At 44.0% G+C, this 26158-nt stretch carries 29 protein-coding genes and 2 riboswitches; of the genes, 20 read left to right on the top strand and 9 right to left on the bottom strand.

Features of this window, described 5'->3' with window-relative positions:
- The 5 genes from RXX31_RS13760 (at position 1) to RXX31_RS13740 (ending at position 3636) form a co-directional block, all read left to right on the top strand.
- Positions 1 to 639, top strand: a complete 639-nt coding sequence (locus RXX31_RS13760) for an HD domain-containing protein (RefSeq protein WP_317590045.1) — start codon at positions 1 to 3, stop codon at positions 637 to 639.
- A 250-nt stretch (positions 640 to 889) separates the two neighbouring features.
- Positions 890 to 1507 carry a triacylglycerol lipase gene (locus tag RXX31_RS13755; protein WP_317590043.1) on the top strand — a complete coding sequence of 206 codons (618 nt, stop codon included), beginning with the start codon at positions 890 to 892 and terminating at the stop codon, positions 1505 to 1507.
- A 104-nt stretch (positions 1508 to 1611) separates the two neighbouring features.
- A riboswitch (FMN riboswitch) is annotated at positions 1612 to 1752 on the top strand.
- A 114-nt stretch (positions 1753 to 1866) separates the two neighbouring features.
- Complete coding sequence (gene ribB / locus RXX31_RS13750; RefSeq protein ID WP_317590042.1) at positions 1867 to 2523, top strand: 3,4-dihydroxy-2-butanone-4-phosphate synthase; 657 nt, start codon at positions 1867 to 1869, stop codon at positions 2521 to 2523.
- A gap of 110 nt (positions 2524 to 2633) precedes the next feature.
- A complete protein-coding gene (locus RXX31_RS13745; RefSeq protein WP_317590040.1) occupies positions 2634 to 3179 on the top strand; it encodes a glutathione peroxidase in 546 nt (181 codons plus the stop codon).
- A 10-nt stretch (positions 3180 to 3189) separates the two neighbouring features.
- Positions 3190 to 3636, top strand: a complete 447-nt coding sequence (locus RXX31_RS13740) for a DUF3429 domain-containing protein (RefSeq protein ID WP_317590038.1) — start codon at positions 3190 to 3192, stop codon at positions 3634 to 3636.
- Positions 3637 to 3686: 50 nt separating this feature from the next.
- Here the strand turns inward: RXX31_RS13740 and RXX31_RS13735 are convergent, their stop codons facing one another.
- A complete protein-coding gene (locus tag RXX31_RS13735; protein WP_065297807.1) occupies positions 3687 to 4286 on the bottom strand; it encodes a thiol:disulfide interchange protein DsbA/DsbL in 600 nt (199 codons plus the stop codon).
- 73 nt (positions 4287 to 4359) lie between these two features.
- Positions 4360 to 4788, bottom strand: a complete 429-nt coding sequence (locus RXX31_RS13730; protein ID WP_317590036.1) for a hypothetical protein — start codon at positions 4786 to 4788, stop codon at positions 4360 to 4362.
- A 139-nt stretch (positions 4789 to 4927) separates the two neighbouring features.
- On the opposite strand from RXX31_RS13730, the gene RXX31_RS13725 reads away from it, so the two are divergent.
- From RXX31_RS13725 to RXX31_RS13705, 5 genes are all read left to right on the top strand, one after another.
- Positions 4928 to 5233: an isoamylase early set domain-containing protein gene (locus tag RXX31_RS13725; RefSeq protein ID WP_317590035.1), complete on the top strand. Its 306-nt coding sequence runs from the start codon at positions 4928 to 4930 to the stop codon at positions 5231 to 5233.
- Between the two features lie 241 nt (positions 5234 to 5474).
- Positions 5475 to 5831 carry a diacylglycerol kinase gene (locus RXX31_RS13720; RefSeq protein ID WP_317590034.1) on the top strand — a complete coding sequence of 119 codons (357 nt, stop codon included), beginning with the start codon at positions 5475 to 5477 and terminating at the stop codon, positions 5829 to 5831.
- 20 nt (positions 5832 to 5851) lie between these two features.
- On the top strand, positions 5852 to 7510 hold the full coding sequence (locus RXX31_RS13715) for a phosphoethanolamine--lipid A transferase (protein WP_317590032.1): 1659 nt from the start codon (positions 5852 to 5854) through the stop codon (positions 7508 to 7510).
- Positions 7511 to 7646: 136 nt separating this feature from the next.
- Positions 7647 to 8579 (top strand): Gfo/Idh/MocA family oxidoreductase, encoded by a 933-nt coding sequence (locus RXX31_RS13710; protein WP_317590030.1) that lies wholly within the window; start codon positions 7647 to 7649, stop codon positions 8577 to 8579.
- Positions 8580 to 8823: 244 nt separating this feature from the next.
- On the top strand, positions 8824 to 9255 hold the full coding sequence (locus RXX31_RS13705) for a YccF domain-containing protein (RefSeq protein ID WP_317590029.1): 432 nt from the start codon (positions 8824 to 8826) through the stop codon (positions 9253 to 9255).
- Between the two features lie 517 nt (positions 9256 to 9772).
- On the opposite strand, the gene RXX31_RS13700 is transcribed toward RXX31_RS13705, so the two are convergent.
- Both RXX31_RS13700 and dmeF read right to left on the bottom strand, forming a co-directional pair.
- Complete coding sequence (locus RXX31_RS13700) at positions 9773 to 10189, bottom strand: MarR family transcriptional regulator (protein WP_317590028.1); 417 nt, start codon at positions 10187 to 10189, stop codon at positions 9773 to 9775.
- Positions 10190 to 10192: 3 nt separating this feature from the next.
- Positions 10193 to 11083, bottom strand: coding sequence for a CDF family Co(II)/Ni(II) efflux transporter DmeF (dmeF, locus tag RXX31_RS13695; RefSeq protein ID WP_317590125.1), 891 nt, complete (start codon positions 11081 to 11083; stop codon positions 10193 to 10195).
- Between the two features lie 185 nt (positions 11084 to 11268).
- Here dmeF and RXX31_RS13690 point away from each other — a divergent pair, with 185 nt between their 5' ends.
- Positions 11269 to 12117 carry a patatin family protein gene (locus tag RXX31_RS13690; protein WP_317590027.1) on the top strand — a complete coding sequence of 283 codons (849 nt, stop codon included), beginning with the start codon at positions 11269 to 11271 and terminating at the stop codon, positions 12115 to 12117.
- A 148-nt stretch (positions 12118 to 12265) separates the two neighbouring features.
- On the opposite strand, the gene RXX31_RS13685 is transcribed toward RXX31_RS13690, so the two are convergent.
- Entirely contained in the window at positions 12266 to 13114 is an 849-nt protein-coding gene (locus RXX31_RS13685; protein ID WP_317590026.1) for a pirin family protein, read from the bottom strand.
- A gap of 443 nt (positions 13115 to 13557) precedes the next feature.
- Between RXX31_RS13685 and RXX31_RS13680 the strand changes: the two genes are divergently transcribed.
- From RXX31_RS13680 to RXX31_RS13660, 5 genes are all read left to right on the top strand, one after another.
- On the top strand, positions 13558 to 13767 hold the full coding sequence (locus tag RXX31_RS13680) for a cold-shock protein (RefSeq protein WP_014233736.1): 210 nt from the start codon (positions 13558 to 13560) through the stop codon (positions 13765 to 13767).
- 239 nt (positions 13768 to 14006) lie between these two features.
- Positions 14007 to 14216: a hypothetical protein gene (locus RXX31_RS13675; protein WP_020334121.1), complete on the top strand. Its 210-nt coding sequence runs from the start codon at positions 14007 to 14009 to the stop codon at positions 14214 to 14216.
- Between the two features lie 50 nt (positions 14217 to 14266).
- Positions 14267 to 14407 (top strand): PA3496 family putative envelope integrity protein, encoded by a 141-nt coding sequence (locus RXX31_RS13670; RefSeq protein ID WP_014233734.1) that lies wholly within the window; start codon positions 14267 to 14269, stop codon positions 14405 to 14407.
- A 180-nt stretch (positions 14408 to 14587) separates the two neighbouring features.
- Positions 14588 to 14687: riboswitch (purine riboswitch) on the top strand.
- Between the two features lie 89 nt (positions 14688 to 14776).
- On the top strand, positions 14777 to 15790 hold the full coding sequence (locus RXX31_RS13665; protein WP_317590024.1) for an adenosine deaminase: 1014 nt from the start codon (positions 14777 to 14779) through the stop codon (positions 15788 to 15790).
- Positions 15791 to 15964: 174 nt separating this feature from the next.
- A complete protein-coding gene (locus tag RXX31_RS13660) occupies positions 15965 to 16438 on the top strand; it encodes a peroxiredoxin (RefSeq protein WP_176290720.1) in 474 nt (157 codons plus the stop codon).
- 54 nt (positions 16439 to 16492) lie between these two features.
- On the opposite strand, the gene RXX31_RS13655 is transcribed toward RXX31_RS13660, so the two are convergent.
- From RXX31_RS13655 to RXX31_RS13645, 3 genes are all read right to left on the bottom strand, one after another.
- Positions 16493 to 17860 carry a S1 family peptidase gene (locus RXX31_RS13655; protein WP_317590021.1) on the bottom strand — a complete coding sequence of 456 codons (1368 nt, stop codon included), beginning with the start codon at positions 17858 to 17860 and terminating at the stop codon, positions 16493 to 16495.
- A gap of 764 nt (positions 17861 to 18624) precedes the next feature.
- Positions 18625 to 19482, bottom strand: a complete 858-nt coding sequence (yghU, locus tag RXX31_RS13650) for a glutathione-dependent disulfide-bond oxidoreductase (RefSeq protein WP_317590019.1) — start codon at positions 19480 to 19482, stop codon at positions 18625 to 18627.
- Positions 19483 to 19727: 245 nt separating this feature from the next.
- Complete coding sequence (locus RXX31_RS13645) at positions 19728 to 20447, bottom strand: beta-ketoacyl-ACP reductase (protein ID WP_317590017.1); 720 nt, start codon at positions 20445 to 20447, stop codon at positions 19728 to 19730.
- Positions 20448 to 20754: 307 nt separating this feature from the next.
- Here RXX31_RS13645 and RXX31_RS13640 point away from each other — a divergent pair, with 307 nt between their 5' ends.
- Entirely contained in the window at positions 20755 to 21411 is a 657-nt protein-coding gene (locus tag RXX31_RS13640; RefSeq protein ID WP_317590015.1) for a cupin domain-containing protein, read from the top strand.
- 46 nt (positions 21412 to 21457) lie between these two features.
- On the opposite strand, the gene RXX31_RS13635 is transcribed toward RXX31_RS13640, so the two are convergent.
- A complete protein-coding gene (locus RXX31_RS13635) occupies positions 21458 to 21697 on the bottom strand; it encodes a YdcH family protein (RefSeq protein ID WP_317590013.1) in 240 nt (79 codons plus the stop codon).
- Between the two features lie 550 nt (positions 21698 to 22247).
- On the opposite strand from RXX31_RS13635, the gene RXX31_RS13630 reads away from it, so the two are divergent.
- The 3 genes from RXX31_RS13630 to RXX31_RS13620 all read left to right on the top strand — a co-directional run bounded on the left by RXX31_RS13630 (position 22248) and on the right by RXX31_RS13620 (position 26143).
- Complete coding sequence (locus tag RXX31_RS13630; RefSeq protein ID WP_317590012.1) at positions 22248 to 23276, top strand: hypothetical protein; 1029 nt, start codon at positions 22248 to 22250, stop codon at positions 23274 to 23276.
- Between the two features lie 371 nt (positions 23277 to 23647).
- Entirely contained in the window at positions 23648 to 24358 is a 711-nt protein-coding gene (locus tag RXX31_RS13625; protein WP_317590011.1) for a lipoyl protein ligase domain-containing protein, read from the top strand.
- A gap of 243 nt (positions 24359 to 24601) precedes the next feature.
- Entirely contained in the window at positions 24602 to 26143 is a 1542-nt protein-coding gene (locus RXX31_RS13620; protein ID WP_317590009.1) for a DEAD/DEAH box helicase, read from the top strand.
- Positions 26144 to 26158: the final 15 nt, after the last annotated feature.

Raw genomic sequence — 26158 nt, 5'->3', positions numbered from 1 at the left:
ATGACCTTATTAAACAAAGCAGAACCCTTATTCCTAGAATTCATGCAGCAAGAGATGCAAATCGATGCCGCGCACGACCTGGGCCACGTAAAGCGTGTCGCCAAAACCGCGAAACAGCTCGCTGAGCAAGAGGGCGCTCAATTGGAAGTCGTCTTGCCTGCCGCCTATTTACATGACTGCTTTACTTACCCCAAGGATCATCCCAACCGTAAGCAGAGCTCGGCGATTGCAGCTAAAAAAGCCATCGCATTTTTGGAAAGTATCGACTATCCACGCCATTTCCACGATGAGATCGCCCACGCGATAGAAGCACACAGTTTCAGCGCTAATATTCGTCCCAACACACTCGAAGCCAAGATCGTTCAGGATGCTGATCGTCTGGATGCTCTGGGTGCAATAGGCGTAACGCGCTGCATCCAGGTTAGTACTCAGTTCGAGGCCAAACTGTATGATCATCAAGACATGTTTGCGGAAGAACGGGAACTGGATGATCAACAATTTACGCTTGATCATTTTCAGACTAAGTTGTTTAAAATTGTCGATACGATGAACACCGACTCTGCCCAGCAGGAAGCCCAAAGACGCAAGGCGTTCATGCAAAGCTATTTGGGCCAACTACGCGAAGAGATCGCTGAGTAAATACCAGAATACAATCGCTCTCTGGTTTGCATTCAGTGTTGCGAATAGGTACCAATGTGAGCCATTCATTAAAGGACAAGATTTTAACGGTATACTCTCAGCGGAAATGTTCTTTTTTGAATGGACACTGACAGCCTAATTAATTCCTTACCAGCCTCCGTCAATCTGTTTGTCGACCTCGCTATTGGTGTGTATATAGTAGTTACCCCTAATTTAGAGTAAGATACCTAGAGAAGTCATTGGAGATAATATGAAAATCATCATTCTACATGGTCTTTATATGCATGGGCTGGTAATGCAGCCGCTTAGCCAAAAGCTACGTAAATTGGGTTACGAAACGCAAGTTCTTAGTTACAACACCGTATCGATCAATGAACACGCTCTGTTTGATTCAATAGACCACGCACTCAACCCACTGACCACCAACGTATTGGTGGGACATAGCTTGGGAGGTTTGATGATTAAGCGATATTTAGCAAATAGAAAAACCTCCACCAGTTTGATTTCTCACGTTGTCGCCATTGGCTCTCCACTAAAGGGGGCGTCGATTGTCTCTCGCATCCAAGACCTCGGTTTAGGGGCACTTTTAGGTAACTCACCTCATCACGGTTTAAACAAACACGACGACGTCTGGGACTTTCCTCAGAAACTTGGCAGTATCGCCGGCACACTCCCTGTCGGGGCTCGTCCTTTGCTTATTCGCGATGATAACACCATGTCCGACGGCACCGTGACCGTAGAGGAAACTCGCTTAGAAGGGATGCAGGACCATATTGAGGCCAAACAGACGCATACTAGCCTGATCTACAATACATTCGTCCCAGAGCAAATTGATCACTTTATTCGCACCGACTTTTTTCGTCGGTAGCACATTTTTATGTAATAAAAGCGTAATCTGCTTCCCAAGATATCGCTTAATCAGTAATATCTCGTTGTCAGTCTTCGTAAAATTAACTGACTTGACATAATTTTAATTGTTCTCAGGGCGGGGCGAAATTCCCCACCGGCGGTATACTCTTTTGAGTGAGCCCGCGAGCGCTCGATTCGTCGAGGTCAGCAGATCTGGTGAGATGCCAGAGCCGACGGTTATAGTCCGGATGAAAGAGAATAAGAATACACCAGTCCACTTACTCAATGTGTTGAGAAGAACTGGTGCACTTCTTTGTAATCGCATAATACCGCGAGCTCTCATAGCGCCCTGATTCTGGTCATATTTAGGAGTTAACCATGAATCAGTCATCTCTACTTGCCGAATTCGGCGACCCAATTACTCGCGTTGAAAACGCACTTATCGCACTGCAGGAAGGCCGTGGTGTGCTTCTGCTTGATGATGAAGACCGTGAAAATGAAGGCGACATCATCTACTCAGTGGAACACCTGACTAACGAACAAATGGCACTGATGATCCGCGAGTGCAGTGGTATTGTGTGTCTTTGTCTGACGGATTCTCAAGCAGACAAGCTAGAACTGCCACCAATGGTTGTAAACAACAACAGCGCAAACCAAACCGCATTTACCGTTTCGATTGAAGCGAAAGTTGGCGTAACGACAGGTGTATCTGCGGCAGACCGTGTTACCACTATCAAAACGGCAGCAAATCCACATGCGAAGCCAGAAGATCTTGCCCGTCCTGGCCACGTCTTTCCTTTGCGCGCTCGCCCAGGTGGCGTGATGACTCGCCGCGGACATACCGAAGGCACGATTGATCTGATGCAAATGGCAGGGTTACAGCCTGCGGGCGTATTGTGCGAAGTGACCAATCCAGATGGCACGATGGCGAAAACACCAGAGCTCGTTGCATTTGGGCGTCTTCATAACATGCCAGTTCTTACTATTGAAGATATGGTCGCATACCGTAATCAGTTCGATTTGAAGCTGGCATAACCCCCCACTTTATTTAAAAGCCGTGCAATTACTGCGCGGCTTTTTGATCGATATCTAATCTCCTGAGTAACACTATACTGACTAAGGTGAACAAATAAGGAGATCAAATCATGAAAGGAATAGTGAGACCCTTTGTCACTATCGGGCTCTTCAGCCTGAGTACGTTGGCTTTTGCTTCGAGCTGCCCGGATATTCTTCAGGGCAAACAAAGGCTACTCAACTCCACTGATGAAATTGATTTGTGTGAGCAATTTAAAGGGAAGACATTGCTCGTCGTCAACACCGCCAGTCAATGCGGATTTACGCCGCAGTTCGAACAGTTAGAAACCCTATACCAGACGTATAAAGAGAAAAATTTCGCGGTGATCGGCTTTCCAAGCAATGACTTTAACCAAGATAAAGGCAGCGAAGAGAATTCCGCAAAAATTTGTTACCTCGATTATGGGGTCACCTTTCCAATGATGGCACGTAGTTCCGTGATGGGCAGTGATGCGAACCCAGTATTCAGCGAGATCAGCCAACAAGCAGGCGTCACCCCAAGATGGAACTTTTACAAGTTTCTGATTAATAAGGATGGCAAAGTCATTGCCACATTCCCAAGCTCAACTTCTCCTACTAGTACTACGCTTACTGATATGATTGAAAAACAACTGTAGGACAGCAATCATGACGACCACACGTTCTACCATGTTACGGCTGGGCTATTTAGGACTTATTCCATTCTTACTTAGTTTGCTGCTCATTATTACTGAAACCACTTTATTTAACTTAAGTGGTCATCAGTTCTTTATTGCCTACAGCGCGGTTATCTTAAGCTTCTTATCAGGCGTGTTATGGGGGAACGGGATTGACCACTATTACCATCGTTTAAGTCGCAATATTTTAGTTCTGAGTAATCTGTTTGTTTTACTCGCTTGGGGCGCACTGCTGCAGGGACATACTCACTACGTCACCGCCACTCTTCTTCTCGCTGCGGGTTACATTGCAGTCTGGTACTCTGAAAAATTAATTCGGAAGGTAGAACAGGAAATCGACCCAAAAGGTTATCAGGGAATGCGTGGAAAGCTTACCTGCGGGGTCTTGTTGATGCATGGCATCGTGCTGTTTGCTTGACGGTTAAGAAAAATGGCGACCATTAAGTCGCCATTTTTTGTGTTTTATATTTAAAGGGTCAGTAAGTAGTTAACTAGCTGGTTATACTCATCGTAAGAACTGATTTCATTGGGAATGACAATGTACTTGTTGTTCACAATCACCCCAGGCACCCCAGTCAACGTACTTGCTTTGAACTCTTGGTCGAAACGCTTTTGCATCGAGTTCACAGCAAAGCTGTTGTACGCTGCGTCAAACTTCTTACCATCTACACCATAATCAGTGAAGACTTGCTTTAGTTCAGCTTCGTCTTTCGGTGCCGCACGCTTTTGGTGGATCTGAGCAAACATCACCGGAATCATCTTATCTTCAACCCCGAGAGATACCATTGTTGCGTAAGACTTCGCCATCGGAACTGCCATGTTCCCACCCATAAATGAAACATGGATTTTCTCAAATCGCGCGTCTTCAGGTAAGGCTGGTTTCAAGTTCTCAACCAAGCTTTCAAATTTATAACAGTGCGGGCAGTAAAAAGAGAAAAACTCTGTCACCGTTGGTTTAGCGGCCTTCTCTGCATCCAGCACTTTGTAGTGTTTTCCCTCTTCAAACTGGGCTGCATGGGCCGTAATCGCAAGTAAAAGGGTGCTGCATAGAGCAAGTAATTTCTTCATTGTTTGTTTCCTTTAGACAGCAGTGTACTGTCTTGTTAAATCAATTAGTCGTTGTATTTAGATTAGAAGAAAATCAAACAATGGGAGGTCGATACGGTTGGTAGATCACCGATACCGCTTTTACGGCGGGAGATTTACCAATGAGCGCAAGCCGGTGAGGAAAGCGCATCAGACTATTTTGCGGCAAGGTTACTGGCACCTTCATAATACATGAAGAGCTGCAACTGGTGTGTTGGTCTTTCTCTGACGTAAGCACTCGTTCATTTTCTGAGGACTCAATACAGTCAGTATTAACCCCAAGCTGAGCCTGGAGCTCTTTCAATGGAATCTGATTACTGTGATTCTGGCTCGGTATAGTCGCTGCTTGTACATTAGGTGCCAGGCTCGTTAGCAGCATGGCTACCAAGCAAGTCAATGTCATCAGCAATGTTCGGTTAAAGGTGAGCATACCAACATCTTCACAATCCAGATGATTTTCATCATACAGAAACGTTCTATTCATACAAGCTTCAAGACCAGCTCGTCATTTATCCAGCTGATTATTTCGCCTTTTTTACCGTCTTGTCGCTGATATAACTTGAATTCAGTATGAAAGCTTAGTAATAGTTAGAATAGTTTTTGTACAAACAAGGAAAAAATTAATGCTTAAAAAAAGATTTTTTAAAACCAAAGATGAAGTTGAAGTCACCTTTGAACTTGATAAAGAGCAGCGTGAGTCGGTAAAAATTGCGGGAGACTTTAACAACTGGCAACCAGAACCAATGAAGTTGGTTAAAACCAGCGGCCAGTTTAAGTTTAAAACTCGCTTACCAAAGGAACAAAACATTCAATTCCGCTACCTGCTGAATGAAGCTGAATGGGAAAACGACCCTCAAGCCGATGCCTACGTTCCGAATGGTTTTGGCAGTGACAACAGCGTCGTTTGCACCAGCGAGCAGCCCGCTTAACGTTAATAACTCACCTGAATAAGTATTTAACCCTTTTTTCACAGGCGCACTCGTTGCGCCTTTTTATTTGTGAAAACTAGCTCGTCATCTACGCTTACTTTCTAACCTCATACTCATCCTTCTAAACCCAATAGCCTCATATTCACAAATGTTTCACGCGTAACCCATTAATCTCGTCACCAGCTTGGGGCACGTCGAAACCAGCCACGTATTTATCAACGAGCAGTATTGGAACTCTATTTTGAAACCAGGAAAAACAGGCATTCGCCGGGTCATGGACGCGACCGGTTATTCATTTCAAGGATTGAAAGCAGCTTGGCTCAATGAGGCCGCGTTTAGGCAAGAATTACTCCTGGCAGTAATTCTCACTATCAGCGCCTTCTTTTTGTCCGTCACAACATTAGAAAGAGTTCTCATGATCGGCAGTTTATTGTTGGTCCTAATCGTCGAATTAATTAATTCCGCCATAGAAGCGGTTGTCGATCGTGTCAGTGATGACTGGCATGAATTGAGTGGTCGTGCCAAAGATATTGGCTCTGCCGCTGTATTTGTTGCTTTATTACTCGCCCTTTTAGTTTGGGCGTCGTTTTTGCTTTAGTCATTTGTGAGGCAGGATCTATGAAGACCGTTGATTTACAGAATGAAGGAATCTCTTACGTTGCCTTTACTTTCTTGTTAGCGTTTTATTTTGCGCTTGTCGTCAATATTCCTATTTATAAAGAACTCATTGGCATTTTATCTCGCCTCGATAACGTTAAAATTGGGTTTATCACCACCATCCCCATTTTCTTTATCGCTGCACTCAATTTCTTGTTTAATTTATTCAGCTGGCCATGGATAGGAAAGCCATTTTTTATCCTGCTACTAATACTATCGAGCATGGTGAGCTACGCCAGCTTCAACTATGGCACACTGTTCGACTACGGCATGATCGCCAATATTATTGAAACAGATACCAGCGAAGCCAGCTCCTACTTCAGTACTTATTCCGCTCTGTGGGTGCTATTAATGGGGATCATCCCAGCATTGATTGTGGCTAACGCCAAGCTGCATCCGCTAAGTGGCCAGTGTTTACGTTTTTCAATCACTAAGTTGATTTCGATGGTCGCCTCTCTTGCTGTTATTGCAGCTATTGCAGCGTTGTACTACCAAGACTACGCATCAGTCGGAAGAAACAACAGCTATCTGAAAAAAATGATTATTCCAACTCAGTTCGTCTACAGTACAGCGGGATACGTTAAAAAAAATTACCTTACCACGCCGGAGCCATATCGCGAGATTGGGACAGAAGCCAAACAGTCAAAAGCCGCCTTACAACAAGCACAGGAAAAACCAACACTGTTAGTCTTTGTTGTCGGTGAAACCGCTCGATCGCAGAATTATCAACTTAATGGTTATACGCGTAAAACCAATCCATACACCAGTAAGCTAGATGTGATTTCGTTTCAGGACTTTGCCTCGTGCGGAACAGCAACCGCAGTATCGCTTCCGTGTATGTTTTCCCAACTGACGCACCACAACTTTGATCGCAGTAAAGCAGACAATCAAGATAATGTAATAGATATTATGCAGCGTGCTGGCATTGACCTGATGTGGAAAGAAAATGATGGCGGTGATAAACACGTTGCGCATAAAGTCAAAAAGATCGCGGTAGACAGAACGAAGACAGATCAATGGTGTAATGGTACGACTTGCTATGATATGGCGCTTCTCGACAACTTTGAGCAAGAAATAGATAGTATGGAGGGTAACCGAGTCGTCACACTGCACCTTATCGGCAGCCATGGTCCAACCTACTTTCAGCGATATCCGAAAGACAAAGCGTTCTTCCAGCCAGATTGCCCTCGCGCTGATATCGAAAACTGTAGTGTCGAACAGATAGTCAATAGCTATGACAACACGATCCGCTACACTGACTATGTACTAGAGCAAGCCATTGAAAAACTCTCAATTTTGGAAGACAAATACAACACGGCTTTGGTTTACATCTCTGATCATGGTGAATCTCTCGGCGAAAACGGAATGTTCCTGCATGGCATGCCTTATAGTCTCGCACCAGAGACTCAAAAACGAGTGCCGTTCATGATGTGGATGTCACCAAGCTTTAAGCAGGCGAAACAGATCGATACCGATTGTTTAAGCAAGGAAGCGCAAAGCGTGGGCAAGTATTCTCAAGATTATGTCTTCCACTCGTTGCTAGGAATTATGGATGTTCAAACCAACGCATATGACGGTAACCTGGATATATTCAAAACGTGTCGCACGCCAAATGCCTAAGTAATTATAGGGTAACTAAAACATTAAGCCTGATCACAATTTGTGAGTCAGGCTTTTTTATGACATGACACTTCAGCAAATTCTCTCTTGCCCTTGCTATAATAGGCGGCTAGTCACCTAAAAGAGAACAATCCAGATGAAAATTGGCATCATCGGCTTAGGAGATATTGCGCAAAAGGCTTACCTTCCGGTTATCACTCAGCTCCCCAATATTGACCTGGTATTTTGTACCAGAAATACCACAACTCTGGGCGCTCTGGCTCAACAGTATAGAATCTCAGAAACCTGTCAGGACTATCAGCAGCTTATGAATTTCGGCGTCGATGCCGTCATGATACATGCCGCTACCAGTGTACACTTTCAAATAGCTGAATACTTTTTAAAGCAGGGGATTCCGACCTTTGTAGATAAACCTTTGACCGACAACGCCACAGAGGTTGAAAAACTGTATGAGATTTCAGCTCAGACGAATCAGCCTCTTTATGTTGGCTTTAATCGCCGCCATATCCCGCTCTACAATCAACACATGCAGGGGGTACAAACGGGAGACCTCGCTGGATTGAAGTCACTTCGCTGGGAAAAGAATCGGCATAACCAGCCGGGTGATGTTCGTACTTTTATTTTTGACGATTTCATTCATCCGTTAGACAGTGTGAACATTATGGCTAAAGATAACCTGCAGGACGTTTACGTCACCCATCAGATTGATGGAGCTGAGTTAGCCCGACTGGATGTGCAATGGCAACATGGTGAGACACTTCTGCACGCTTCTATGAATCGCCATTTTGGCATCACAACCGAACGAGTACAGGCGTGTTACGCTAACCAAGCGGTCGAGTTCAACTCTTTTGTCGAGGGCAAACGTTGGCAAGAAAACCAAGAGCAAAAGTTAAGCTTAAAGGATTGGACGCCAATGCTAACCAGTAAAGGCTTCCATGCCATGCTGTTGGATTGGTTAAGCGTCATAGAAATCGGGACACTAGCTCACAATGTCGTTGAACGTAATATCGCCAGCCACCAATTAGCAGAAGCAATATGCCAACAAATTGAGAAAGCCATTTTACGTTAAGCTCCGTCAATACTGTATCCACGTTCGTTTGCTTTAGCTTAAGTGAAGAAGCATCGTGTGCGTGGATATTCTTCCCGCCTTACAACTAGTTACTTCCAAACCTTAGCTCAGATTAATGGTATTCATACTCTGTTAAGATTCCTGTGACATACTTATAATCATGTCCATATTGGATTCAATGAAGTCACTTTACATCGGTGGCATAAACTCGATTTAAAATCGACGATTAGAAATAGGAAATAGAATGAGAACTCTTGGCAACATCATCTGGTTTGTGTTGGGTGGCGTATTTATGGGGCTGCTGTGGTGGTTTTTCGGCATCCTAGCCTTCATCAGCATTATCGGTATCCCGTGGGGGCGCGCCTGTTTCGTCATGGGTAACTTTTCATTTTTCCCATTTGGAAAAGAAGCCATTTCACGTGATGAACTGACCAAAGAGATGGACATCGGTACTAGTCCACTTGGTGTTATTGGCAATATCGTGTGGTTTGTGTTTGCAGGTATCTGGCTGGCAATCGGTCATGTTATTTCCGCCGTAGCATGCTTCGTTACCATCATCGGTATTCCGTTTGCGCTTCAGCACCTGAAACTGGCAATTATTTCTCTCGCGCCAATTGGTAAAACGGTTGTATCGAAAGAAGAAGCTGCAAGTGCGCGCTTCAATATTAATCGATAAGACTTTCTGTCCTCTGGGAGGTAACTCTCAGAGGGTAACTCCGGTCAAAAGTAAGCCAATGATTGCTACCGCGTACTCGATTATGGTTGATTGTATGTTCATAACGTCGCCTAATATTGTAAGTTAATACCTAGACCACTACTGACTTGCTATTTTTGTTATATAAATCAAAGAAATTTATAAGATCACCTTCTGCAAAACGATAGCTCACTTTTGAATCCAGCCATCGATTTCGCCTATCCTCCACCCTGTAAGTTTCTAAAAGCCGAACTATAAGCATAGTAAAGATCCCTCTAAGAGATGGAGATTCAGGTTTAAATAGCGAGAGAATAATGAGTCGATTTCAAGGTTTGTCAGCGAAGATAATGACTTACAAACTCGAAATTTTGCCAGGGAGTCGACGAAAAGAACTAAACGAAAAGCACAAGAGCCGCAGTCGTTATTAGCGAGTTACATAAACCATAAAGCAGAGGCCATGAGCGCTCTGCTTTGAACTAAATTGAGCTATTCGAAAAGGCTAGAACTCGCGGTTCATTCTTTCCAGGCAGGTAAGGAAAATGGATTGTTGCTCAGGTTCAATATGCCGAGTCAAATCACGAACTAAATCCAGATGCAGCTGATTATGATGACGATGGATGAGCTCCCCTTCTGGTGTCAACTTGACCACAATCGCACGACGGTCTTCAGGGTGTGGGCAGCGTTCAATCAAATTTGCATTAACCAGTTTATCAACCTGAACGGTTAACGTTCCCGTTGTGATGCCAAGCTTTTCCGCTAGCTCTTTCATACGTAAAGCTCCATGCCCACCGAGTACTTCAATAGTGTGGACCTGAGCCAGTGAATAACCCGTTTCTTTCACAACTGACTGCTCCCACGACGACATTTTATCGTAGAACTCAGTCAGCATCTGATTCAGTTTTTCTAGTTCGCTCATCGTTTATTCGTTTTGTACTTCGAGAGTAAGATGGTGAATCTTATCAAACTTACTCAACATTTGTTTAAATTCACCGAGTGATTTGTTACTGCGATTCTTAATCGCAATAGCCGCTGAATAATGGTGTCCACTCACTTTCCATACATGAAGATCGACTACATCAGCGTAAGGGGCAAGCTCTGCACGAATATCTTGTCGATATTGCTCATCAATACTTTCATCTAATAAAACCGGGGCCGTTTGTCGCATTAACCCAATCGTCCATTTACCAATGACCAGCGCACCGACAATACCCATAGTCGCATCTAACCAAACCCAACCATAAAATTTACCAATGATGAGTGCGACAATCGCAAGCAGAGACGTTAACGTATCCGCAAGAACATGGAAATACGCCGCCGCCAAGTTGTGATCATGATGGTGATCGTGATGATGATGCTCATGCCCATGATGGTGGTGATCCTTTAACAGCAACATACTCGCCAGGTTTACCACCAAGCCAATGACCGCCACCATTATCGCTTCGTTAAACTTAATCGTTTCTGGGTTGAATAACCGATGTACAGACTCAACCATCATCATCAATGCGACGATGCCAAGTGCTATTGCGCTGGTGAACCCGCCCAAAACACTTACTTTGCCTGTACCAAAAGAAAATCGCTCACTGTTCGCGTGCTGCTTTGCGTAACGATAGGCAAACAAAGTAATGCAAAATGCCGCGGCATGAGTCCCCATATGCCAGCCATCAGCCAGTAACGCCATGGAGCCAAACAACGTACCCGCGCTAATCTCTACTATCATAGTGACCAGCGTAAGAAGCAGTACGTAAAAAGTTCGTCTTTCACCTTGATGGTTATGTGACACAAAATCATGTGAATGCTGCGAGACTGTCATTGCGTGACCTTTCATCCTGAATGCTCATTTGTTTGATAATCAAAATACTTGATATAAACTTAGTTTGACAATCAAACATTGTCAACGACTAATGCAACCCCATGTCTGGTTGGGCTTTGGTTATATCACTCAATACGTTAAGCTAATGGTCATCCAATCTGACCCAAACGTGATGGAAAATACCGATGGAACAAGTAGGTACTCGCGCATTGATTGTGGAGGGAGGCGCTATGCGGGGCGTCTTTTCGTGCGGCATACTCGACCACTTTTTAGAGCAAAATTTCTCGCCATTTGACAGCTTTTGGGGAGTGTCAGCTGGTGCAAGTAACTTAGCGGCTTACCTAGCGAACATGCCGGGCAGAAACCTGAAAATCTATCTCGATTACAGCCTACGTAAAGAATTTATTAACCCGAGTCGGCTGGTTCTTGGCGGAGATATGATGGATCTCGACTGGATGTGGAATCTCACACTCGAAGAGCTTGGAATAGACAAAGCCGCTCTGGCTGCAGACCCACGCCCTTTCTTCTTAGGGGTTACTCGTCAGGATACGGGGGAAGCGGAATACCTGATTCCAGACGTCGATGCACTGGCAGAAACCATGAAAGCCAGTAGTGCACTACCTATCCTTTATCGCAACGGCGTATTACTGAATGGTACACGATATGTTGATGGTGGCGTCTCTGATGCGATTCCTATTGCAGAAGCCATTAAACGAGGTGCAACGAAAATCATGGTATTGCGCAGTCGTCCCGCAAGCTACCGAAAATCAAAATCAAAGTTTGGGGCCGCAACTAAACGTATGTTGAAAGCTACACCTGCTTTGATTGATCCGATGCTGACTCGTGACATTCGCTACAATCAAGCCCTATCACTTATTGAGAATCCGCCAGAAGGCATAGAGATTATTCAGGTTTGTCCGCCAGAGACATTTAAATTGAAGCGCTTGAGCCGTTCTCCGGAGCCATTACGTGCAGCGTATAATCTCGGTTTAGAGGCTGGGAAAGAAGCCATTATGCGCTGGGAGCAGATTTAAAATTATCGGTTTCGAAAAGAAAAAAGCCACACCCTAAGGCGTGGCTAATGCAAATTCGATGGCAGTGGATTATCGTATTTGCTTTTCAGTAAGCCCAACAGTCAGGCTCCAAATCTCTTATTTTTTGTTCCCGGTAAACCACCAAAAACTAATAAGTTTCAAACAGTCCCGCATTGTAGTCTTGGATCGCTTGTTCGATTTCTTCAATGCTGTTCATAACAAATGGACCATAGTGAACCACGGGCTCGTTAATCGGCTCGCCGATGAAAACTAGTACTCCACTTGCGTCGTTTGCCGTCAGCTCTACCCACTCTCCTTGAGACAAGAGCGCCATTTCGCCTTGTTTTATCACGCGTTGCTGAGTTTCAACGTTACCTTGGTAGACATAAAGCATCATGTTGTGGTTCGACTCGGTGACCAGCTGGAGCGTTGCGCCTGCATGTGGTCGCCAATCAGCAACTGTTGCATCAACACCCGTTTTCGTTAGCGGCCCACTCGTGCGGTTCCCATTGATATTAAGTTCCCCGGCAATAATACGAACCAAGCCGACATGTTCGTCATTCACTTCGGTGATGGTTTCAGGCTGGAAATCATGATACTGAGCAGGTTGCATTTTATTTTTTGCGGGCTGATTAATCCAAATCTGAAAACCATGCAGTTCGCCATCTTGCATAATTGGCATTTCACTATGAATAACACCACGGCCAGCAGCCATCCATTGAGCGCCACCAGAACGAAGTTCACCGACATTATTCATGTGATCACGATGCTGAAAGTGCCCTTTCAACATATAGGTCAGGGTTTCTATGCCTCGGTGAGGGTGCGGAGGAAAACCGCCGATATAGTCAGCGCGGTTATCAGATTTCAACTCATCCACCATCAAAAATGGTGAAAAACTGGCATTATTGAAACCAGCTACTCGGCGAATTTTAACGCCATCGCCATCCGCAGTAGGCTGGGAAGGAATTAATTGACGGACTTCTCTTATTTTACTCATAATCTTTCTCCTCAAAAGCCTCGCTCACTTTTCTCTGTCAAGTTCGTATCACTTGGCTATCGGTATGCAGTTATTGTAGTTTGAAGAAAAATAATCATGACCATATGCAGTTGAGCTAATTGTTCAATATTTTCGAATGACAACAATTCTTCCCTCCGCTGTTGTGTAAATGGAGGCAAATTATCTGCTCGCTCACTGTTGGAACATTGGCTAACACCAACCAAAAAATAAATGTGGCTATTTTCTAAACTCGGTGTATAGTGGGCGTTGGCTCTTAAAGAAGAGCTGTTAATGCAACATTTAGTTTAAGTTCCTTCTCAGTAAAATCTTGAATCACCCATTCAGACACCTGCGTACAACTTCCTCTTGATTGAACATTCAATAGCTTAAAAAAGATCCACACGAAAATTCGTAATTAAAATGTTTATTTCAAAGGTGTTTTTATGTCTAAAGTAACGGGTTCAGTAAAATGGTTTAACGAAACTAAAGGCTTTGGTTTCCTATCTCAAGACAACGGCGGCCAAGATGTATTCGTACACTTCAACGCGATTGTTGCTGACGGTTTCAAAACACTGACTGAAGGTCAGAAAGTAAGCTTTAACGTAGAGCAAGGTAAAAAAGGTCCTCAAGCGACTGAAGTTACTCCTCTATAAGACTGCTTTTCTTGGTGTAGCATATTCATGCTGCACCAAACTTCTCCCCTTCAAAAATCCCATTTTAATTTTTAGCCATTTAATGGCTTAGCTTAGTGCTGTCTAAAATAAATTTGGCAGTGCGATTTTATATTTTATTAATAAAAGGAAAGTAATATGTCCTCTAGAAGAACTAGCCGTCAAAGGCATTGGTACCAACTACTTAACAAAGACAAAACGGTAAAGAAACAGGAGAATAAATGTTAGAAATTGAGTTTAATTTAAAACAACCACAAACCACTTGGAATGCCAGAATACATCAACTTAATAGCGATATATTAATGCGACATGTATTGCCAAAACTTCAAACCAACAGTGTTTCTATTGACTTCCAATATAATGAAAAAAACGGTGAAGGTGCAATTCTGTGTGACGAAGGTTCAAAGATAGGAAGTTTTATTGTCAAATAAAACATTTTTCAGGCATTGATAGTATTCACGTTCAAGTTGGAGGCCTTTTTATGGCTAAGAAAAGTAACAAACAATTAGAAAAAGAAAAGAAAGAATCTGAGCAAAATAATGCAGCGATTAAGCAAAAAACTCGACGCCGTATTGAAGACATTATGGAACAAAGAGAGTTTGATAAATTATTTGATCTCTAACAGAGTAACATCATCTTCTTTCTTCATGTTAAGTGTAAGGTAACGCCGCCTGCCTTTCACTCACATGAACAGTGCCTTTTCTATCCGAATCCTCTTCTATACAGCCTAACCGAATATCCTCCGATTATTTCACTCGTTAAGTGACACCAATAAACCCCTAGTCAAATTGATAATTTTGCGTATAATCGCAACCGTTTGCTTCGTATAACCCCAATGATATGGTTTGGGGGTCTCTACCAGCTCCCGCAAAGTGCTGATTACGAAGAGTTGAGATCACGATGTATCTTACTCTTTGTAATAGCGTTCGACTTATTTCTATCAATACCTATTCTTAGAGTAACTGCATCCACAATACACAAAAGGTGGAATATGAACGCATTTATTCAAGGTCTTCCAAAAGTAGAGTTACACTTACATATCGAAGGTTCACTTGAGCCAGAGTTGCTGTTCAAGCTTGCTAAACGCAACGGTATTGAAATCCCGTACTCGACCCCTAGTGAATTACGCGAAGCATACCAATTCGAAGATTTACAGTCTTTCCTCGACCTTTACTACCAAGGCGCTAATGCTTTACGTACAGAGCAAGACTTTTATGATCTGACCTGGGAGTATCTAGAACGCTGCAAAGCCGATAACGTCATTCATACGGAAATCTTTTTTGATCCTCAAACTCATACCGAACGCGGTATTGATTTTGATACCGTGATAAACGGAATCAGTCGCGCGTTAAAAGATGGTCAGGAACAACTTGGCATTACTTCTCAAATCATTGCCTGCTTCCTACGTCACCTGTCTGAAGAGAGCGCTATCGAAACGCTACAATCTGTTCTCAAACATCGCGATAAAATTATTGGTGTCGGCTTAGATTCATCAGAGAAGGGACACCCACCAGCAAAATTTGAGCGCGTATTCCAACAAGCAAAAGCGGCGGGTCTACTAACGGTTGCACACGCAGGTGAAGAAGGCCCAGCGCAAAATATCTCAGACGCAATTGAAATGCTGGAAGTCAGCCGCGTTGACCACGGCGTTCGCTGCGTAGAAGACCAAACCTTGGTTGCCTCACTTATCGAAAGCAAAATGCCTCTCACGGTCTGTCCACTCTCGAACATTAAGCTGTGTGTCTTTGATGATATGAAGCAGCACAACATTGTCGATCTTCTCCGTCAAGGCGTAGCGGTCACGATTAATTCAGATGACCCGGCTTACTTTGGCGGCTACATGACCGACAATTTCCTCGCTGTGAGTAAAGCACACCCAATGAGCAACGATGAGATCGCGCAGTTCACGCTTAACGCCATAGAAGCGAGTTTTATTGATGACGAAATGAAAGCTAGCTATCGTTCTCAAGTAAAAAACTACGTTGAAAGTCATTCTTCTTTATAGAAATTGAGACTCGTTAAATCGTTATAAATTGATGTGTATACTCAAATGACTTTCCGATTTAATTCAGAATGTTAATAATACTTGGGTATACCCTTACAAACCCTCAGTGGTTAATGTTCAACTTAAGCGCTAGACTGACTGAGACAAATAACGAATATCAAAAGGAAGACAATTATGATTCAACAAGGCCAAGCACTACCTTCTGCAACTGTCAGTGAACTCACCGCCGATGGCATGGCAAATCACGACGTAACTGAGCTGTTTGCGAATAAAAAAGTGGTGTTGTTTGCTGTCCCGGGCGCGTTCACTCCAACTTGTTCAGAAGCTCACTTGCCAGGCTATGTTGTTCTAGCAGACCAGCTAAAAGCAAAAGGCGTTGATCTTATCGCATGTATCGCAACAAATGACGCATTTGTTATGCACGCTTGGGGTGAAGCTCAAAATGCCTCTGAGATTATGATGCTGGGTGATGGTGATGCAAGCTTCACCAAAGCACTTGGTCTGGAAATGGATACCGGTAGTTTTGGTGGTATTCGTTCGCAACGTTATGCGATGATTGTTGATAATGGTGTCGTGACCACACTTAATGTTGAAGAACCACAGAAGTTTGAAGTGAGCAACGCAGAAACAATTCTTGCAGCACTTTAATTAAAAAAAGAACGCCCCGACTTAACTCGGGGCGTTCTTTTATGTTTATTAATACTAGCGATTAATAACTTTTCTTCTGCCTGCCGCTAAAAGTAGCATCAACAGTAGGTACATGTAACCGATAGAACCACCGCTACTGTCGTCATCGTCATCACAAAAAGCAACGTATTGACCTTCAATCGAAGCGTTACACTCTTCATCTTCTATGACTTCTTCGTCCTCTGTAACCGTTTCACCTTCTTCTCCTTCCGTCACCGTATCTTCGCCATCTTCGGTTTCCTCTGGAACAATCAGAAAGTCAGGTTTGGTAATTACTACTTCAGGCGGTTGCTCACTGTCCAAGTATGAGTCAATCCACTCTGTGTAATAAGAAACGTTGGTGTACCAAGTTGGTAAGGTGATAGAGCTACAGACGCTATTAATGATTGGACCAGCACTGATAATACCAACTTGGGTAAAGCTCAAACCATCGCTGCTTGGCAGTAATAAAGGACCACCAGTATCGCCGACACAAGCGCCGTTACCGTATATCGAGTCATCTTGCACTATTTCTGCTTCATCTTGTGTTAGTGAATCATCTTGTGTGGTTGGGTCCACTTCCTCTTCCGTAGCGCTTGTCAAATTTACAATCTCTGTAGGTAACGTACATAACTTTTTGGGATCGGCAGGAGACTCAATGTAAATAGGTAGCTCTTCTGCAGATTCAAGACGTTCATAACAAAGAGGCATTGGGTAGTAAGAGACATCTGTCTCTTCTAGTTCCGTACCATCTTCACCAGTCCCCCACCCTGCGACTTTTACATTGGGAACAGGCTCTGCAGAGTTCCAATCATCTTCTAGTTCAGAAAGCACTATATTGCTATCACTGTTTCCTAAGCTCACCTTGCCGACGAGACTGGCAGGAAAATCGCGTTCAACATAAAGTAAAGCAAGGTCATTCTGGTATGCGGTTGATTCAAGAACCATTACCTCGGTCTCACCGGTGTTATCTGTACTATCGATTGTTTCTACAGTAACAGACTGCTCTGGATAATAGTCTGGATGTATCACAACGTGAGTGACCTTATAAATGTCAGATATGTCAACTTGAGATAAATCTGCCTTACCAGCCGTTATTGAGATTTCTTTAGGTTTGGCCACATCATAAAGTGTAAATACGTCAGCGTTCGCGTTGCTATCTTCCAAACTGGTGTCAGATGCAACTAAACAGTGGGCAGCAGTCAACACCCAGCGGTCACTGATAATGGTTCCTCCACATGAGTGATCTTCTGCGAAAATACTGGCTCGAACAGAGGCTAAAAAGGCGAAGTTTTCCTCAAATGCCCCCTGTAATACTGGTGCATCCTCCTCTCCACCAACAATCGCATATGTTGGTGCACTGATCAAAAGTGAGGCAAATAGCGGTGCCCATTTGTTTCTCATACATTTCCCTCCTTGGATATACAAAGCTGACTGAGTATGATCGAAAAACGCTATTACGCACTCACATACTTAGGCAATGACTATCATAACAGTATAAGCACTTTGTTTAACTCAAACTGCAACTTAAGTTGTAAAACAGGATCTAGCCTGCATTAATCTAAAGTATGAGAATTGGTTTCAGTTATTACACAGATTTATGATACATGGCACATAACACGTCTAATAAATCGGTAAACATCTTAACCAAAAGGATGAGCAGACGTTTACTCGAAACAGCATGAGAAACTGTTAAAGCGACAGTGAAAGAAAGTAAAAAGACGTCCGCACTCAGGCGGGTTAAAAAACACGTGTGCGGACATAACAACAACACAGTTCATGCTGGCGAACTGGAAAATAGGGGGCAATGAAAATCAACGAAACATGACTTCCAATAAGGTTAGTATTGCGTCTCTTTGATTTTATATTGTTAGCTAAGGGTCAAAAATATGGCTGGGAAAATCAAGCAGGATAAACATTCAATTAATCGTTTTAAAAAACAAAATCAAAACTATAGCGATAACATATAAATTTCGCTTATGTCAGATATTAATAGCGTTTATGTTTTCAAACTAGATTTAAAAATAGAAGAGTCTTTTCCGTTGTTGATACTACTAATATTAAACGTAACTTTAGTTAATCCGTTTTAGTATGCGAGTTCATAGAAAAGCTGAATAGAAAACTGCGCACCAGTCTGGAGAATGGTACGCAGAATAATGTCTTTGAGCCTATGGTTTTAGCTTTAACACATTATCAATATCTTGTGCGCTATGTCGTTCCTCTAGATACTCACCTTCTTCTCCCCAAGTTCGGTTAACGATACGGCCACGTTTTACCGCTTCGCGTTGGTCAATGGCTTTTGCCCAACGAACCACGTGCTCGTAGCTGTGTACATCTAAGAACTCAGCCGCATCATAAGCTCGTCCCAACACTAGATTTCCATACCAAGGCCACGTAGCGATATCGGCGATACTGTATTCATCGCCACCTAAAAACTCATTGTTCGCTAAGCGCTTATCCAGAACATCCAGCTGACGTTTTGCTTCCATGGTGAATCGGTTGATCGGATACTCAAATTTCTCTGGAGCGTAGGCATAGAAGTGCCCAAAACCACCGCCTAGATAAGGCGCAGAACCTTGTAGCCAGAACAACCAGTTCATTACTTCTGCTCGCTTTGCCCCCTCTTTCGGTAGGAACAGGCCAAATTTTTCAGCGAGGTAGAAAAGAATGTTGCCAGACTCAAACACATTGACCGGTTCTTCGCCAGAGCGATCGACTAGCGCAGGAATTTTGGAGTTTGGGTTTACGGAGACAAATCCAGAACCAAACTGGTCACTATCACCGATTCTGATCAAATGCGCGTCGTATTCCGCCTCTTTCACACCAGCAGCCAACAGCTCTTCAAACATGATGGTGACTTTCTGGCCGTTTGGCGTCCCCATGGAATACAACTGGAATGGATGTTCACCAACGGGTAACTCTTGCTCAAAACGTGCGCCTGAGTCCGGGCGGTTGATGCTTGCCCATTGGCCGCCATTTTCACTATCGTTTGTCCAAACTTTTGGTGGTATGTACTCGTTTGACATTGTTATTCCTTATCTTGTTTGAATACGCCTTTAGCTAGGTAGGATCGGAGGAGTTTCACTCATCCACGTCTTAAACTCTTTGGGTCTAACAAGAATATTAGGCCGCAATAGCGAATTTAAAGCCCGCCAGACGAGTTTGATTAGAACCTTTGGTTATGGTTTTTTCTTTAGCGGTATAAGATAAATCAAACAGATAAAGTCAGAGACAGAAAAAAGTCGCCCCATGAAGGGGCGTCGTGAACAGGCTACAATACTAAGCCACCATCGATTTTAAGGACTTGTCCGGTGATGAACTCACTCTTGTCAGATGCTAAAAATGAGACACCATTCGCGATATCTCGAACTGAGCCCATACGGCCTAACGGTGTTTTACCTTCCATCATTTTGATCACTTTCTCTGGCAGGTCTTTGGTCATATCGGTAACAATGAATCCAGGCGCGACACAATTCACTCGTATTTGTGCGCCTTTTCGAGCGAGTTCTTTCGCCCATCCTTTGCTCATTGATATCACACCGCCCTTGCTGGCAGCATAGTTACTCTGACCAATATTCCCATCAGTGCCGACAATGGAAGAGATATTAACGATGCTGCCGGAACCTTGATTTAACATTACTGGCGCAACACTTTGCGTTAATAAAAATACCGCTTTGAGGTTGACATCAATAACACTATCCCAATCTTTCTCCAGCATATCCTGAAGCAAAGCATCTCGTGTAATGCCCGCATTGTTAACCAGTACATCAATACGATGATGTTGCTGAATGATATTATCTACGACTTCATTGACCCCTTTGGAGTCGCACAGGTTAACTTGATAGCTTGTGAGCTGCGGTGAATGGTTCCATTCGACCGGAGAGATATCTAACCCGATGACATTAAAGCCATCTTCCAGTAATTGTTCACAAATCGCTTTTCCAATACCGCGAGCGGCACCAGTGACAATGGCTACTTTGTCATGTTTCATCTTGGTGTTCCTTTGTTTTAGAGAATACAAACTGCGCTTGAGCACTTATTCCTGTATTCTCTTTCGCTTCTCGTTCTAGCACGCCCTCTGCGTAGCTAATAAAACTATAGATAAATTCTAAACGCACGTTGTGAGCGAACCGATACAATTGGGCAGTATTTTTTATTACCCCTGTGTGTCGGCGCATTTAGCTTTGTTTTTTTCTAACAAATTTTCATACACTCTTTATAAGGTCTTTAAGTCAGTTTGGACTGTTACAGGTACAATAAGAAAACATTCTGCGAAAAATAGGTCTCGGAATTTCAGCATGTTGAATATGAATTTTACTCAGAGAGTCGTGATTGACACGACTCAACAAGAATGGATCGCCAGCCCCGCTGCGGGCGTTTGGCGTAAACCTCTCGAGCGTGAGGCGAAAGAATCAGGACACACCACCAGTATTGTAAAATATGAAGCTGGATCACGCTTTGCGACGCACTATCATCCAAGCGGAGAGGAGATTTTGGTGCTTGAAGGTGTGTTTTCTGATGAAAATGGTGATTATCCTGCGGGCTCTTACATTCGCAATCCGCCAGGCAGCCATCATGCTCCCTTCAGTAAAGAAGGCTGTGTCATTCTGGTAAAACTGAACCAGTTTGATCCTCAAGATCTCACTGAAGTCCGTATAGATACCAACAAAGCAGAATGGAAACCGGGAGTGGGTGGGTTGCAAGTCATGCCTCTGCATGAGTTTGAAAACGAATCTATCGCACTGGTGAAATGGCCGAAGGGAGAGAAGTTTCAACCACACCGACACTTTGGTGGTGAAGAAATTTTGGTGTTATCCGGTGAGTTTAAAGATGATCTTGGCGTCTATCCCAAACATTGTTGGCTGCGGGCACCTCATTTGAGTGAGCATACTCCGTTTGTTGAAGAGGATACGGTGATTTGGGTCAAGACTGGGCATTTACCGGTTCAAACATAAAAAAATGGCTCGTACACACAAATACGAGCCAATACTCATTAGTTGGCTATGAACCCATGATCTTGGAATGTAACCAATCTTTCAGCTCAGCACGATTATGCTTAAGCATATTCATCTCGTGATCATCGATGGGGTTACCTTGTAGTTCCAAAACACGTATTTCTTTGTCTAAGGCGTTGTAGTTTTTCACGTTTTCAGCAAAAGAGGCATCATTTGCTGACAGGTGGGAGATGGTATCCGAGTGATCTGGAAATTCATTAATTAATGAGTGATTTTCACCTAACATATAGACCTCTTGGTGGATGGTTGATGTATATGTTTGCTCATATTTTGAGCAGTGCATTAATAACCATAGCATCACATTCGCCAATATATCGTCGAATTGCCCACACTTTTACTTACTCATAACCATAACGCAAACCAAAAGATTAAGCGTCGACTTTCTCTTAGTCTTCGTTGCCAGTGTAGTGGGTTAAAAAGTTCCCTCGCAAGAATTTATTTTTTCTTTCAGATCAGTTTTCTACAGTAAGTCTCTGTTTTTATTCGCGCCTCAGTAATCGACGTGATTTCTCACCAGATCACACATTTGATGGTTGGAAAAGTTAGGACTATCTTTCAGACAAAGGCATCAACTTTGTAGCATTAATACTCTCTAATTCAGGCACTTTTGTCAGTATCGAATTAGAGTAATGCAAAGTGTCGAGGACATAACGAGAACGAACAAGGTAACCTGCTACTAAGAGTTGATCACAACCATTCTGAAAGTCGCGAATCTATCAGACTGACCGGGGGAATACGTCCAGTCTATCGCGCTAAGAGACAGAGGGGTTATCAGGATGAACACTCGAAGACTAAAAGGGCTAGTCGCTGCTGGCTTGTCCGTCCTATTTTGCTATTTACCCGCTTTCTACTCATATGCGGCAACATCTCCAAACTGCAATAATATACTGGCAACAAATCGAACCTCCGTGTCACAAAAAATGGTGGCATTACTCGGGCAGGACATTACCAAATCCAATCATGTTACTACCGTAATTCCGACAGAAAAAAATCCATTTGTAACCGAAGAACTGGTGTCAGTAGCAAACGACGTTTCTCCTAATAGCCGCTATCCACAACGAACACTAAGAGAAATCGAAAGACTTAGAACGAACTTAGCACTGGCTGCCAGAGAAACAGAGCGATTGAAAGGCACCTATGAGCTGGCATTGATCAGCCTTATCGATGGTTATTGCCAGTTTTCAAATCATCAACTGACCCAGCATGCGAAAATAGATTTTGACCATTTAGAAGGTCTTACCCTTTATTCTATTCCTACACTCATCGCCATGGCAGATCAGTCTTACGCCATGGTCAAAAAACAAAGCAATAAACAGCCGGGCGAATCTAATAAACCTAATAATGACGAGCAAAACAGCGAAGAAGAGGCAAGCGCCGTTGCCGCGGCAAGCTATCAAAATGACAACGTGTTAGTCAAAGTGGAAAACTTTGACGGCTCCAATGTGACTTTCTCGGTAACCAATATCGGCTCAGAAGGAGAGTTGGAGCCTCAGTTCAACACCTTTAGCGCTTATCGTAGTGAAAGCGGAAACCTGTTGTACCGACCAGAATCTCTGCTCAGTATTGAGGATGATGATGGTAACAGCCTGCCAACCATAGGGATCGCAGAGCTTTCTTCTCAAGGAAGTCAACGTTTATCGATCTCACCAGGAGAAACGCGAAAATTCGTCACGAAACTTATCAGAAAAGCACCAGAACACGCCCAATTAAGCATAGAATTTCCGGCTAGGGCTCTGAATACGGATCAGTCTTTCTCATTATCATTTACTGACTTAATCGCTATCGCGACCGCTGACATAAACTAGCTGACTGAGGGCTAACCAAACTCGGCAACAAAGCAGGCACTACAAGCTAATGCCAGTCACTTAAGGACTCCTATACGGTCATTCCAGCGAGCCTTAGCGAGACTAGGAATCTAGTATCAGCTCGCTGGAATATAGAGAAATACCTTTGATAACAATGTACTCGGATAGAAGATCCTGAATCACGCTCCTTCGTCGCGGTTCAGGATGACGGCTGACTGTAGTATCTGCTTACTGTTAACTGATTAGCATTAGGCTCTACCAGCCTGCTTTGACACTTCAATGAGACAAGCAACCCAAACAGTAAGGTCCTAACTAGTATTCTTTTTGTATCTGCGATAAAACGAGTGGTGGTAATAAGTGAGGGATAATATTTGGCCGCAAAGAATAAACTGATCCGTTATGTCGCTACGGAAGTTTCTGATGTGTTCGAGAAAGAAGATCAACTAATCGCTCAAGTTCAATCAGATCAACTGTCGCAAGTATTGCTACTCTGGCAGGTCAAAAGCCCGACACTGGTGCTGCCAGCCGGGAGGAAATGGCCTATTTCGGAAGAGTTGCAAAGCGCTTTGACTGAATCCGGATGGAAGTTATTCTCACGCAAAACTGGCGGCGCCCCCGTTCCGCAAGTTCCGGGAATCATCAACCTATCTCACATCTATCACTGGCCAGAAGATCAACCATACGACATAAAAAAAGCCTACCTCGATTTGTGCGCTATCTTAACGGTCTTTTTTGAGCAACTTGGCGTTAAAGTTGATGTCCACGCGACGCCATATTCGTACTGTGATGGTGAGTACAACTTAAACATTGCCGGACAAAAGGTCGTCGGTACCGCCCAACGCGTATTGCTCAAGAAAGGCGGTGGAAAAGTTGTCTTATCCCAAGCTTGTATCCTGATTGATGCCAATGTCGACAAGATCGTTGAACCAGTGTGTCTATGCAACCAACTTTGTGGTCACAGCGATGATATTCGGGGACATGTCCACACGCCACTGTTCAATCACATCGAACAAAGGCCATCTGTTGACTCGCTATTCCAGCAGTTGACCAGTGCGTTTCTGCAGCACGCTCAAACCGGTTAAGTAGAACACGAGAAAGATGTGATTTTGCTTTTTCCTCTCGCTTTCATGTGGTTACTAAACACTCTAAAACCTCAAGTTAAGTTGAGGTAAAGGGCGATTTTCAATGTGGCTATGAAAACGAGATGACGATCAAATACGGAATTAGTTGAAGCTAGCGCATAAAAGCCTCAGAATGTCGCACTTTTCGCGGCGAAACTGATTTCGACGCGTTGTTATCTAACTCGACAATTGAGAATCATACATATGGGTTTTACCTCGTTAGGTCTATCTGCTCCAATCCTCAAAGCTATTCAGGAAAAAGGCTACGATACCCCTTCTCCTATTCAGGCTCAGGCTATTCCGGCAATATTGGAAGGGAAAGACGTCATGGCAGCAGCACAGACCGGCACAGGTAAAACAGCAGGCTTTACGCTGCCAATCCTGGAGCGTTTGTCCAATGGACCTCGCGTTCGTGGTAACCACATCCGGGCTCTGATCCTGACCCCTACGCGCGAACTTGCCGCTCAGGTACAAGAAAACGTCTTCATTTACAGTCGTCACCTTCCACTTACCAGCGCCGTTGTATTTGGTGGGGTGAAGATCAATCCGCAAATGCTGCGCCTGCGTAAAGGTGCGGATGTACTGGTCGCGACTCCAGGTCGTCTAATGGACCTTTACAGCCAGAACGCGATTAAGTTCGACCAACTGGAAGTACTGGTGCTGGACGAAGCGGACCGTATGTTAGATATGGGCTTTATTCGCGATATCCGTAAGATTCTTAATTTACTACCGAAGCAGCGTCAGAACCTACTGTTCTCAGCAACCTTCTCAAATGAGATTCGTGACCTTGCGAAAGGTTTGGTGAACAACCCTGTCGAGATCTCAGTTAACCCGGCAAACTCTACAGCACGCACCGTTGAACAAAGTATTTACCCATCAGACGTGAAGAAAAAAGCGCCGATGTTGGTGAAGCTGATTAAAGATGGTGACTGGCGACAAGTCCTAGTATTCATGCGCACAAAACATGGCGCAAACCGCTTAGCGAAATTCCTGGTAGAACAAAATCTACCAGCGGCAGCGATTCACGGTAATAAAAGCCAAGGTGCACGTACCAAAGCACTGGCTGATTTTAAATCGGGTGAAATTCGTGTGCTGGTTGCGACTGACATCGCCGCTCGCGGTATTGATATTCCTCAATTGCCACAAGTTGTGAACTTTGAATTGCCAAAAGTTGCAGAAGATTACGTTCACCGCATTGGTCGTACTGGTCGTGCGGGCGAAGTGGGCAAAGCGATCTCTCTGGTTTGTGCGATTGAAGCGCCAGAATTATTTGCGATCGAACGTTTGATCCAAGAAGTGTTGCCACGTAAAGAGCTTGATGGCTTCGCACCAACGAATGTCGTGCCAGAGTCAAAACTGGATACGCGTCCGATTAAGCCGAAAAAACCAAAGAAACCTAAAAAACCAAAAGCACCTCAAACGGAAGGCAGCAACACGCAACCTGCCGATAAAAAAGCCTCTAACGGTACGGGTAAACCTAAGCGCCGTTTCAATGGTAACGGTAAGGGTAACAACAACGGCAACAAAAATGGCGCGAACCAAGCTGGAGCGGGTACACCAAAAGGTAACCGTGAAGGTCAAGCACGTTCAAACACCCAACCAAATGGCAACAAGCCAAACGGTAATAAAAGCGGCAATGGCGGGAAACCAGCAGCTAATCGCAAGCCACAAGGCGCTAAACCAGCCGGCAATAAGCCATCGGGTCAGCGTCGCAAGGCTCGTCCACAGCCAGCAAACCAAGCTTAGAGCCTTAGCTCCCGA

It is taken from the genome of Vibrio sp. EA2 (assembly GCF_033042495.1).
Lineage (GTDB): Bacteria > Pseudomonadota > Gammaproteobacteria > Enterobacterales > Vibrionaceae > Vibrio.
Note: the sequence above shows the minus strand (reverse complement) of the source record. Positions and strands in the feature narration are given on the sequence as shown.